Here is an 11,904-nt window from a genome sequence, read left to right as displayed (position 1 = left end):
GAATGTCGCTTACAACTACGCAGACCACCGCTTCCAACTCCCGCTACGTGCCAATGCCCAGGTATGGGTTCGGAAACCCGAAGACTTCTGCCTGCCAGGAGGTCATCACTGGGACACAGGAGAGGGTCTCTCCCAAGGTGCAGCTCGGGGAGTAGAACGGATTGATCAGTAACCAGTACTTCTCTACCGCGAGGACAAATGACGGGACGAAACCAAGTAGGCCAGCAGCCAGGAGGATGAAACCGGTAAACCGGTGAGAAAGTCCTGGTACGGGGCGGCTCTCAGGGATGTCCGGTGTTGTTGGAGTCTGAAACATATCCGGTGTCATTGGTCGCTGCTGAGAGCTTCGTCAATGGGGTCCGTGAGATCGGTCAAGGTCTCTGGGGCGATGAATTCGTCGTTGACGAAGAACGAGGGTGTCCCTTGTAGCCCGAGCGCGACTGCATCTTCAAAATCGGACTGAACACGTTGCGCAACGTCATCCGAGTAGTAGTCAGCCTCCCATTGCTCGACATCAAGCCCCAGTTCCTCGGCAAAACCTCGGAATACTTCATCCTGAGGTTCCTCGTTGTGACTCCACTCTTCCTGCGTCTCGAACATCAGTCGGTACATCCCCTCGAGTTCACCCTGGCGAGCGGCGGCCTCGACAGCATGAGCTGCCTGACGCGAGTTGGGATGGCCATCGAGCGGGAAGTAGCGAATGACGAAGGTCATCTCGCCCTCATACTCTTCGCGCAGTTCCTCAACAGCAGGATAAACAGCACCACATGCTTCACATTCAAAGTCGAGGAATTCTACGAATGTCACGGGGCTGGAGGGAACATCATCCAGACGATGCGAGTCCTCCCTGACAATGAGGTCACTGTCCACTGCCGGGGGGTTCGCTGTCGCCGTATCCGCGGCCGACTCAGTCTCTTCGGGTGAGTTTTGGAATAAGAGAACAAGCAACGCAATGAGTGCTACCGCAAGGCCACCTACGACGAGGAGACGAAGGACTACGGCTTTACTTGCAGTGCCCCCAAGGGGACTTTTGATAGGTGGGGTCGGGTCATTTGTGTTAGGCATGCAGCCAATCCGTTCTTAGAGTCTGTCTTGTCCTGCCCTAGGGCATGAGTGCGCCATGAAAGGAACGCGGCGCATCGATGAGAGAGGTAGCTCGTTCCGAGCGCATCTAACTCTCAGACAGAAAGAAGCGGTGGCCCACGCAGAGGGTGGGGGCCTTCGCCCGGGCGCGACTCCGCAGGGATCCAAGCAGTCTCCCCGACCGGAACGTGAACCGGGTAAGTGACATGTCGAGGCGTAGCTGGCAGCGGGCGCAACAGTGACAGTTGCAGCACAAGGAAAAGCACCTCAACCAGATCGTCACCCCGCCGTATGGTGGCGTAAGTCACTGCCAGGGCGCCAAGGTGGACCAGCAAGGCTCCGGGTTCAGTGTGAACCAGCAACTGGTGCTGATGATCCTCTATGCCTGTCGAACCGCCAGGCCCGAACAGAGCATGAAGGAATACCTGGCCCGTGATGACAGCCAACGCGAGACGGCAGCGGCTCTTCGGGATACGCGAAAGGGCAACGGCCACCGGGGTGGTCGCGGCGAAGGCCACGAGTACCGTAGTCATCGCCGGTGCATGACCAGTGATGAGGTAGTGAGCAAGCGCCGTTGATGTCACCGCGACCAGTCCGATGATCAGTCCACGAAGCAGGCGGCCTAAACCTCGAAGATCGGAGGCATACTCAGTTGCGGAACCGGGCATGCTCCCTCCTCTCTAGGTCTTGGTCGCGCAGGCAAGGCTCACTCAACACAGAATTCTACAAGATGTAGAAACACCGGGCCATCACAGGTGCGGCGCCCATCATCTTGAGAATGCGACCCGACACCACCTTTGCAATAGATTCCCATGCAGCCATAACATCGCCCAATAGCGATGCCGAAATGAAGGCGTCGTTCATTGTCAATCAGCTGAATGGAGGTCTAGCCATGGGCGCTGGACATAGTCACGACCACGGGCTCAGCCCGGAAGATGCTGCCAAATCCCCGGATTTTCGACGCAAGCTGGGGATAGCTTTTGCCCTGGTGTTCGCCATCGTCCTGGCGCAGGGACTGGGTGCCTGGCTCAGTGGCAGCCTTGCAATCCTCGTAGACATGGTCCACTCACTGGTCGATTCGAGTGGACTACTGATCGCCCTGATCGCAGCGTCCCTGATGCTTCGCCCGCCGAGCAAAAAGCGAACGTGGGGCTTCCGCCGAGTGGAGAGTCTCGCGGCCCTCGCTCAAGGACTCCTGTTGGTGGGTATCAGCGTCTACGGCATCTGGGAGGGGGTCAAACGGTGGGGAAATCCGCCGGAAGTCGCTGCCTCTGAGATGCTGGTCTTCGCGGCAATCGGACTGGTCCTCAATATAGCCGCCATGCTGGTACTGTCCTCCAGTCGCGGGGCGAACCTGAATATGCGAGCTGCCTTCTTAGAAGTGCTCATGGACGCGCTGGGTACTATCGCAGTGATTGTTTCTGGGATCTTGATGCTCACGACTGGTTACACCAGGGCAGATACCATTGCTGCCTTCTTCATTGCTCTACTCATTATTCCGCGCGCGGCCATGCTGTTGCGTGACACCGTCCGAATCCTCATGGAGTTCACCCCCACCGGCCTTGACCTCGATGAGGTCAGAAAGAGCATCGTGAGCGTCCAGCACGTCAAGGAAGTTCATGACCTCCATGCCTCAACAGTCGCGTCGGGATTGCCGACTCTCAGTGCGCATGTGGTCCTAGATGAGAGTTGTTTTTTGGATGGCCACGCCGCGGAAATTCTCCATGAAGTACGCCGACGCCTCGGTGAAGACTTTGCTGTGCCACTCCACCACGCCACCATTCAGCTGGAAACCGAAGGGCATCGTGCCACTGAATCCGCGTCTCACCCCTAGGTAGTGGGGCAGCGACTGAGGGTTCGGCGCTAATCACGTAGCTGGCATAGTGTCACTGCATCTCCTGTGAGAGCCAGCACTTTCTCTGCCGAGGCTAAAAGCTCTACCACAGCGCCTGGATGGCTCAGCGTGTAGACCGACGCTCGACCTTCAGGGCGAAAATCCACAAGACCGCACTCTCGAAGGCAGGCCAAGTGCTTGGATACGGTGCTCTGTGATAGACCCAGGTGCTCTGTCAGATCAGCAACCTTGTGTTCCCCCAGCTGAAGGTGCTGCAGGATCAGCAGGCGCGAGCGGTCTCCGAGTGCGTGGAAGAGGGATGCGGCCGGGTTTATCGCTGCGGGCTCGCTTGTGGGAGGGGTGGAGTCCTCGATTGCCCTGAATGACGCCATGTCTCGATCGTACAAGGCATCCAAAGGCATGGTGCAGAGGCGGGAGCGGACTGCGCAGACACACCTTTATCTATTCGTTACATTTGTTATGGTTCTGTTATAGAGTGCTTCTCTAGTAGCTGGAACTCTGCTCAACCAAGCTGGTTGCCTACGGCTTGGGGCTCAACTACCGCGAAAAGATATAAGGACCTCCCATGACAGTCACCACCACACTGCCCGCCACGCGGCGTGAGCGTCGCCGTAAGGCTCAGCGTGCTCGTATCTCCAATAACGCCGCGTTTGCCGGGCGCGCTACCGCAGCTACCGTTGCTGCCGCTGGATTAGTTGCAAGCGTTGGAGTTGCAGCCCACGCTTCCGAGCCCTCAGAAGGGGGACGAGACGTCACCACCGTCAGTCTTGATGTTGCGCAACCGAGCTTGGAACGAACATCTGGCAACCAGACGGTCGCTGTTTCTGCGAATCGAGACGTGGAGCTGACTTTCGACCGACCTATAGTTAGCTCCGAGCCTGCCCCAACGCCGCCCCCGACCCCTGAAGAACCTGTATCGCCTTCCACCCCGGAGGTTGCAGAATCCACGCATCAAGGAACCACGATTGAAGGAACAGCACCTCAGCCGGTCTCTCGAGACCCAGAACCCGTCGCGCAAGAGTCACATGAGGAGAATGCTTCTCCTGAACCTGAGGTTGCGTCCTCCCAAGAACAGGCCGAGCAACCTGCTACGACGAACAATAACTCTGTAGTGAGCGCAGCATATGCCGGTATTGGCTCTCCGTATCTCTGGGGAGGAACAACCACAGCGGGATTCGACTGCTCTGGGTTCATCAACTGGGCATATAACCAAGCCGGTCGCGGCGGGCTCCCCCGTACCACTTATGGGATGGAAGCCTCCCTCCCGCATGTCTCCACACCACAGCCAGGAGACATCGTGCTTGCCAACAACACCACGCACGGGGCGATTTACGTAGGTAACGGCCAAGTTATCTCAGCCACCCCTTCCGGTGGCGTCCGTCTCCACGGCATCAACGAAAGCTGGCACCAGGTCAACGCAATCGTCCGCCCGAACTGAAACATCTGCCGGCGACAGGCTAGCTGCAACATATAGCGCTGCAGCTAGCCTGTCGTTCTTATTTCCGCCCAGTCCTACAAGCCCCAGGCGGACCACGCCTCTTGCAGATCGAGGGTGGGGCTGTGCCGCGCAGGTGATTCGCTGCCTACCTGACCATCGAGAGGCGGTGGTCTTGGTGACGGTGTCGATGCGGGTCATGTCGGCTGGTGATGGGTATAAGTATCTGCTGCGGACGGTGGCGGCTGGGGATGGTGACCGGTCGTTGTCTACGCCGTTGACCCGGTATTACGCGGAGGAATGTACCCCGCCGGGGCGGTGGCTGGGTGCCGGAGTCCGTGGGCTCGGCGGGGGCCGGATCGGTGTGGGTGATCAGGTCTCTGAGGCCCAACTCCAGTTGTTGGTGGGGATGGGGCGTGACCCTGTCACGGGTGAGGCGTTGGGGAAGGCGTATCCGCAGTACAAGACCACCAGCGAGCGGATCGAAGCTCGTATCGCCGGGCTGGACCCGAGCATGGGTCCAGCCGCTCGTGCTGAGGCGGTCGCGGCGATTGAGTCCGAGGAAGCTGCTGGTGGTAGTCGGCGTGCGGTGGCGGGGTTCGATTTCACGTTCTCGGTGCCGAAGTCCGCCTCTGTGTTGTGGGCGGTTGCTGATGCTGGGACTCAGGCGTTGATCGCACAGGCTCATCATGGCGCGGTTGCAGAGGTGGTTGCATTCATGGAGTCCGAGGTTGCAGCCACCCGCACCGGTGCAACCGCGGGGGACGGAGCGGTTGCGCAGGTCGATGTCGCCGGACTGATTGCCACTGCTTATGACCATTACGACTCCCGTGCTGGTGATCCTCACTTGCATACCCATGTGGTGGTCTCCAATAAGGTCCAGACGGTACTGGATGGGAAATGGCGCTCCCTCGACGGACGATCCCTGCACGCCTCTGTGGTTGCCTTGTCGGAGATGCATGAGGCGATCTTCGACGATCACCTGACCCGGATGCTCGGAGTCCAGTGGGAGTCCCGGGACATGGGCCGGGACCGTAACCCCTCCTGGGCCATCACTAGCGTCCCCGAAGACCTCGTGGGTGAGTTTTCGACCAGAAGCAGGCATATCGACGCCGAGACAGACCGGCTGATCGAGAACTACGTGGCCGAGCACGGGAGGCGGCCTGCTCCGGCGACGATCATGAAGCTGCGCGCCCAAGCCACCCTGACGACCCGCCCCGAGAAACAGGTCCGCTCCCTGGCCGAGCTGACCGATGAATGGCGCACCCGGGCGAGCAGTGTGCTGGGGGAGGACGCCACCGCCTGGGCCTCCAGAACCGCCCATCAGAACCTGGCACCGGTGCTGTTGCGGGCTGACGATGTGCCCCTGGACGCGGTCAGCCAGCTAGGCGAATCTGTAGTGGCAGTGGTTGGTGAGAAGCGTTCGACCTGGCGGCGCTGGAACCTCTACGCCGAAGCCACCCGACAGACCATGGGACTGCGGTTTGCCAGCACCGATGACCGTCATGCCATCCTGGGCATGATCACCGATGCCGCCGAGAACGCCTCCCTGCGTCTCACTCCGCCCGAGCTGGCTGTCTCGCCGGGGGTGTTCCGCCGAGACGACGGCACCAGCGTGTTCCGACCGAAACACTCCACTGTCTTCTCATCCGAAGACCTACTGGCCGCAGAAGACAGGCTCCTAGAACGGGCACGAACCCTCACCGGCCCGACAGTGGACATGGTCACGGTAGAGAAGATCACCAGTAGCCCTGATCGTCAGGGGCGCAGGCTCGGTCCAGACCAGGCGGATGCTCTGGCGCGGGTGGCGGTCTCCGGGCGGGTGCTTGATGTGCTGGTCGGTCCTGCCGGGGCAGGTAAGACCACCGCGCTGGGTGCCCTCCGCCAGGCATGGGAGACCGCGCACGGTAAAGGCTCCGTGGTCGGGCTGGCACCCTCAGCTGTGGCCGCGCAGGTGCTGGCCGAGGACTTGGGGATCGCTACGGAGAACACGGCGAAGTGGTGGGACAACCACACCCGTCACGGTGAATCCTTCCAGGCAGGCCAGTTGGTGATCATCGACGAGGCCTCCCTGGCCGGAACACTGACCCTGGACCGAATCACAGCCCACGCCGCAGAGACCGGGGCCAAAGTGCTGCTGGCCGGTGACTACGGGCAGCTCCAATCAGTGGATGCCGGCGGAGCGTTCTCCCTGCTGGTCAACGACCGCGACGACACCCCTGAGCTGATCGATGTCCACCGATTCACCCACCAGTGGGAGAAGACCGCCTCCCTTGCACTACGGCACGGGCACACCCAGGTCATTGATACCTACCTCGACCACGACCGGATCAGCGAAGGCGAAGCAGAAGCGATGGCCGACGCCGCCTACACCGCCTGGCGAGCCGACCGGCACGCAGGCAAGTCCTCGGTACTGGTCGCAGAGACCCGGGAGCAGGTGGCGATGCTCAACGCCCGCGCCCGAGCCGACCTCATCCTCGATGGCACTCTGAAACCCGGCCCCGAAATCACCCTCAACGACGGCACCCAGGCCGGAATCGGCGACACCGTGATCACCCGGCGCAACGACCGCCGACTGCGCACAGGACGTGACTGGGTCCGCAACGGAGACACCTGGAAGATCACCGACATCCGCGGCGACGGCTCGGTCAGCGTGCGCAAACACGGCCGCAGGTTCGGCGGGGCAATCGTGCTGCCCGCCCCCTACGTCGCCCAACATCTCGACCTCGGATACGCCGTCACAGCACACCGAGCACAAGGCATCACCACTGATACCTCTCATGTGCTGGTGGAGCCGACCACGACCCGGGAAAACTTCTATGTCGCCATGACCCGAGGACGAGAAGCCAACCGCGCCTACGTCGTCCTCGACCAGCCCGACGAACACGCCGAGCCTCACCCGGGGGCGAACCCGGATGCCACAGCCCGGACAGTCCTCTACGGAGTGCTCCAACACTCCGGTGCCGAGCTATCGGCGCATGAGACGATCACCGCCGAGCAAGAGACCTGGGGGTCGATCGCTCAACTGGCGGCCGAGTACGAGACCATCGCAGCCGCAGCACAACACGACCGATGGGCCACCCTCATCCGTACCAGCGGCCTCACCAACGAACAAGCAGAAGAAGCGATCACCTCTGACGCCTTCGGACCACTCACCGCCGAGCTTCGCCGGGCAGAAGCCAACCACCACAACCCCGAAACCCTGCTCCCACGGCTCGTGAAAGCCAAGGGTTTGCAGGATGCCGATGATGTTGCTGCGGTCCTGCACCACCGGGTGGCCCGGGCCACCGCACGCCCAGCAGGATCAGGCCGCGCCCGTAAACCATCACGTTTGATCGCCGGGCTGATCCCAGCCGCTGAGGGGCCGATGGACCAGCAGATGCGGCAGGCATTGGAAGAACGACGCGACCTCATCGAAACCCGCGCCACCACCATCCTGGACACCGCCCTCCAAGACAGCGAACCGTGGGTCAAACAGCTCGGCAACCCACCCTCCAACGAGCGCGGCCAGCGGCAGTGGCATCGAGTCGCCCGCACCGTGGCTGCCTACCGCGACCGATACCAGATCACCAGCACCCACCCCCTGGGCGCCGAACCCGAGACCACCGCACAGAAGATCGACCACGCACGAGCACGCCGAGCTGTGGAATCTCTCTCAACGGCCGTGCACCCTCCGCAGGCGGTCAGCCCAGTTGTATCCAGGTCCGTCCAGCGAAGCCTGGACATGTAGGTCGTTCAGCTACCCTTCACTGGCGGGTCCAAGAGGTGTGTCAACTCTTGGACCGATAGACTCGTGCCACGCAGGCCGGTAGGGAGAACTATGGCAAAGCATGCACTGAAAGGAGGTCGCACCGTGACTACCAATGATCAGTTAAAAGCACTGGTGAAAAGCCACGCTGACGGTGACGACCCTCAGTTTTATGCAGTAGCCATGCAGGTTGCGGCTAAGGCAGCGAGGGCGGGCAACTCGAAGTTCGCCCAAGAGCTACGTGATCTTGTAGATGACCTGCGGGACCGCGCGGAGCAAACGTCGCGAGTCGCTGGTGTTGTCCCGATGACTCAGCCCAGGGGCGAACTTGGTTCCCTTTTGACGGTTACTTACCCAGACGCTCGCATTTCTGATCTTGTTCTATCCACTGACCTGGCCGACCGGTTGAAACATGTACTCCTAGAGCAGCGTCAAAGAGAGTCACTCGCTCGTCACGGGTTGAAACCAGCTCGCAGGCTACTACTCGTAGGTCCCCCGGGAACAGGAAAAACTTCGACAGCTCGGGTTGTGGCTGGTGAGCTGGGACTTCCACTCTTCGCCATCCGACTAGACAGTATCCTCACCAAATACATGGGTGAGACTGCCGCAAAGCTACGCTTGATCTTCGACGCCCTGGTGGAAACCAGAGGCGTGTACTTGTTTGATGAAGTTGACGCACTCGCTGGCGACCGAGCAGCGCCTAATGACGTTGGTGAGGTTCGGAGAGTCCTTAACTCGTTCCTCCAGTTCCTAGAGGAAGACTCTTCAGAAAGCGTCATAATCGCTGCTACAAATCATCCACAACTGCTTGACAGTGCCCTCTTTAGGCGCTTCGACACTTTGATGGACTTCACGCTTCCTGACGCAGGAAATATCCAGCAGGTTATCGAGAACCGACTCGCACTCTTTCAAACTAGCCATTTGAGCTGGCCACGAATTATCGCAGCGGCCGAAGGTCTCAGCCATGCGGAAATATCCACCGGGGCTGAAAATGCCGCCAAGCGGACAGTCTTGGAACAGCGAAGCCGAATCAAGACTGATGACCTGGTGCGTGCACTAGCAGACCGACCACGCACTTTACCTAAGCTGGAACAGACTACCTAGGAAATATGGCAACACGAGACCGACCGCACATTGTTGTCCCGCGACCGCCTTCGGAAATTCCCTTCACTTTGGTTAACCCCAGCAGGGACTCCGAAGAGTCGACGGAGTTTCCAGGCGGGGATCGCCGCGGTCACGGGAAGAGGCTTTCGGATGAGTACCGTAACGCTCTGGTCCCGACCGAAGAGAAAGAGGCATCTGGGAGCTACATATCTTTTGTTTCGTTTCCCGATCTGTCCCTTGCGCTGAGCAGTCTCGAAGTTCAGCGAGACGGCGACTACCCAGAACTAGTTGCTGTTCAGGACAAAGAAACAGAGCACGGCCTCGTCCAGACCGCTACGGTCTATGTCCCAGACGGCAAGAAGGAATACTTTCTGACCAAGCTCAGGAAGTACGTCGAAACCGTTGGAGATGAAAGCAAAGCCCGCCATTCAAAGTTGATCGAGGGAATACAATCGGTTCAAAGGGCCACGGTCAAGGACCTTTGGACCGATCCCGAACTCCTCTTCCCTGAAGACCCCTCTGAGCTACGCTGGTGGGAAGTCTGGCTCCGAAGCCGTGACGGCAAAGAGCGAGAGCGGTTCACAACGTTTGCTTCCCACCAAGATTTGCTGACCAGCTCACACTATCTCGGGTTCGGCGACCGGACGGTCGTCATGGTGCGGGCAACTATCAACCACTTGGCCGAAACGTTCAGGTCGCTAGATGATATTGCCGAGCTTCGTCGTCCCCACGACGTAGCAAGCCTCATCACAAACCTACCTGCCGCTGAACAAGCGGAATGGGCCGACGATCTCCGCAGGCGCCTAGAACCCGCTACAGAAGATGCTCCCGTCGTCTGCATACTCGACACAGGTGTCCAGAACTCTCACCCTTTGCTCACCGACTCTATTAGTCCAGCAGATCAACACGTTGCTAATGCGCAATGGCGAATTCAGCCTGTGCATGCGCATGGTACAGAGATGGCAGGCCTGGCACTATACGGTGATCTCCACGAGGCAATACGCAGCTCACACCCGGTACGCCTGGGCCACAGACTGGAATCTGTGAAGATTCTCCCCGATAGCGGGCAAAATGAGAGAGACCTATATGGCGCACTCACGGCCCAAGCGGTCGACCGCCCAGAAATTCAATCATTCAACCGCCCGCGAGTCTACATGCTTGCAGTGACCGCGCCTCGTAAGGCCCCCTCTCCGTCAGGAGATAAGCAACACAGGACCCCCGAAGCCGGAAAGCCTACGTCCTGGTCAGCTTCTCTGGATGCTCTTGCATATGGACGTGCTATCGACACCAGCGACCCCAACTTCACATATCTAGACCGTGATGAGTCCCGCGCCCCACGACTCTTCGTAGTTTCTGCAGGGAACATCCCAGTTGACTCGTTGAATGCGGCGGAAGACCACCTAGACCGTAGTGACGCCGAACCCGTGGAAGACCCTGCACAGGCATGGAATGTCCTCACTGTGGGAGCCTTTTCGGACAACGACGATATGGCCGAGGCCCCGAAGGACTTCTATGGTTACGAGCCTGTCTCTCCGCGAGGAGACTTGTCGCCAGTAAGTCGCACCTCGGTTTCGTTCGACCGGAAAAAATGGCCTTTCAAGCCTGAAGTAGTGGCAGATGGGGGTAACCTTGCGGTTTCTGCAGGCAAGACCCACCTTGACACTCCTCCGAATCTTGGGTTGCTTACTACTCGTCTGCAGCAGCCAGGTAGTGGATTGTTCACCACGACCCGTGACACTTCTGCTGCAACCGCTCAGGTCGCTGCGATCGCCGCAGACATTTATAGCGAATACCCGAACCTCCGTCCTGAAACCGTACGTGCTTTGATCGTCCATTCTGCACAATGGACTCCAAAGATGACGGAGAAGATAAACAGTGCTGCCAATAAGGGAGCTCGGGTCAACCTTCTTCGTAGGTATGGCATGGGTGTTCCAAACATTGACCGGGCACTGCGTAGTGCAGGGGACTCTCTTACATTGATCGCCGAGTCCTCCATTCGCCCTTATGAGCGAGAAGGTGCAACGACAGATGCACGGACACGCGAAATGAAACTGCATGAGCTTCCTTGGCCAACTTCGGAACTGGAGGCTTTGGGCGAGACGCAAGTTCAGATGCGAGTAACGCTCTCATATTTCGTGGAACCGAACCCTTCCAATCGAGGCTGGACAGGCAAGTATCTTTACCCGTCTTACGGACTACGTTTTGCAGCCCGCCGGGCCGATGAGAGCGTTGTGAACTTCCGCAAGCGAATCAACAAGCGAGATCGCGCGGAAGGGGAACGTTCCGCCGGTCTGGACACCGAAAAGGGATGGCTTTTTGGCTCGAACCAACAACAGGCGGCGGGTTCCTTGCACACAGACATATGGACCGGGGATGCAGCTGCTTTAGCCCATAAGGGAGCGCTCGCTGTTTACCCCGTATTGGGATGGTGGAAGAACCGCCCAACTTATGACCAAAGCGACCAAGGCGTGGATTACTCGTTGGTCATCAGCATCGAGGCTCCAGAGGTAGAGGTAGACCTGTGGACTCCGGTGATGCAACAGATCCGTTCGGTCGTAGAAATCGGGGTATGAACACTGGGGAAGAGCGTCAGATATTGCCCACGCTGTCAGCGACGAGCTCCCCCCCGAGTTCTGAACTGAAGTGCAACGCTTTCGACTTGCCCGCGGCGATCCGTGG

General features: G+C 59.4%; 9 protein-coding genes. 6 read left to right on the top strand and 3 right to left on the bottom strand.

Going from position 1 to position 11,904, the window contains the following annotated elements; genetic code table 11:
- Positions 1 to 43 precede the first annotated feature (43 nt).
- Both RH857_RS13690 and RH857_RS13100 read right to left on the bottom strand, forming a co-directional pair.
- Positions 44 to 316, bottom strand: coding sequence for a vitamin K epoxide reductase family protein (locus tag RH857_RS13690; RefSeq protein ID WP_374761174.1), 273 nt, complete (start codon positions 314 to 316; stop codon positions 44 to 46).
- An 8-nt stretch (positions 317 to 324) separates the two neighbouring features.
- The gene (locus RH857_RS13100; RefSeq protein ID WP_300345898.1) at positions 325 to 807 is read right to left on the bottom strand and encodes a DsbA family protein; all 483 of its coding nucleotides are present in this window, start codon (positions 805 to 807) and stop codon (positions 325 to 327) included.
- A gap of 521 nt (positions 808 to 1,328) precedes the next feature.
- Here RH857_RS13100 and RH857_RS13095 point away from each other — a divergent pair.
- A complete protein-coding gene (locus RH857_RS13095; protein ID WP_310538425.1) occupies positions 1,329 to 1,661 on the top strand; it encodes a hypothetical protein in 333 nt (110 codons plus the stop codon).
- 200 nt (positions 1,662 to 1,861) lie between these two features.
- Positions 1,862 to 2,917 carry a cation diffusion facilitator family transporter gene (locus RH857_RS13090; RefSeq protein WP_310538424.1) on the top strand — a complete coding sequence of 352 codons (1,056 nt, stop codon included), beginning with the start codon at positions 1,862 to 1,864 and terminating at the stop codon, positions 2,915 to 2,917.
- A gap of 29 nt (positions 2,918 to 2,946) precedes the next feature.
- Here the strand turns inward: RH857_RS13090 and RH857_RS13085 are convergent, their stop codons facing one another.
- A complete protein-coding gene (locus RH857_RS13085; RefSeq protein ID WP_138254238.1) occupies positions 2,947 to 3,309 on the bottom strand; it encodes an ArsR/SmtB family transcription factor in 363 nt (120 codons plus the stop codon).
- A 194-nt stretch (positions 3,310 to 3,503) separates the two neighbouring features.
- Between RH857_RS13085 and RH857_RS13080 the strand changes: the two genes are divergently transcribed.
- From RH857_RS13080 to RH857_RS13065, 4 genes are all read left to right on the top strand, one after another.
- A complete protein-coding gene (locus RH857_RS13080; RefSeq protein ID WP_310538423.1) occupies positions 3,504 to 4,376 on the top strand; it encodes a C40 family peptidase in 873 nt (290 codons plus the stop codon).
- A gap of 187 nt (positions 4,377 to 4,563) precedes the next feature.
- Positions 4,564 to 8,103 carry a MobF family relaxase gene (gene mobF, locus RH857_RS13075; protein WP_310538422.1) on the top strand — a complete coding sequence of 1,180 codons (3,540 nt, stop codon included), beginning with the start codon at positions 4,564 to 4,566 and terminating at the stop codon, positions 8,101 to 8,103.
- Positions 8,104 to 8,226: 123 nt separating this feature from the next.
- Positions 8,227 to 9,225 carry an AAA family ATPase gene (locus RH857_RS13070; protein WP_310538421.1) on the top strand — a complete coding sequence of 333 codons (999 nt, stop codon included), beginning with the start codon at positions 8,227 to 8,229 and terminating at the stop codon, positions 9,223 to 9,225.
- A gap of 5 nt (positions 9,226 to 9,230) precedes the next feature.
- Positions 9,231 to 11,798: a S8 family peptidase gene (locus RH857_RS13065; protein WP_310538420.1), complete on the top strand. Its 2,568-nt coding sequence runs from the start codon at positions 9,231 to 9,233 to the stop codon at positions 11,796 to 11,798.
- The last annotated feature ends 106 nt before the right edge of the window (positions 11,799 to 11,904 follow it).

This window comes from Nesterenkonia flava (assembly GCF_031432335.1).
Lineage (GTDB): Bacteria > Actinomycetota > Actinomycetes > Actinomycetales > Micrococcaceae > Nesterenkonia > Nesterenkonia flava.
Note: the sequence above shows the minus strand (reverse complement) of the source record. Positions and strands in the feature narration are given on the sequence as shown.

Excerpts from the sequence above, each read along its gene's own strand:
- RH857_RS13090 (WP_310538424.1), top strand. The coding sequence starts at position 1,862 with ATGCGACCCGACACCACCTTTGCAATAGATTCCCATGCAGCCATAACA.
- RH857_RS13690 (WP_374761174.1), bottom strand. The coding sequence starts at position 316 with ATGTTTCAGACTCCAACAACACCGGACATCCCTGAGAGCCGCCCCGTA.
- RH857_RS13080 (WP_310538423.1), top strand. The coding sequence starts at position 3,504 with ATGACAGTCACCACCACACTGCCCGCCACGCGGCGTGAGCGTCGCCGT.
- mobF (WP_310538422.1), top strand. The coding sequence starts at position 4,564 with ATGCGGGTCATGTCGGCTGGTGATGGGTATAAGTATCTGCTGCGGACG.
- RH857_RS13085 (WP_138254238.1), bottom strand. The coding sequence starts at position 3,309 with ATGGCGTCATTCAGGGCAATCGAGGACTCCACCCCTCCCACAAGCGAG.
- RH857_RS13065 (WP_310538420.1), top strand. The coding sequence starts at position 9,231 with ATGGCAACACGAGACCGACCGCACATTGTTGTCCCGCGACCGCCTTCG.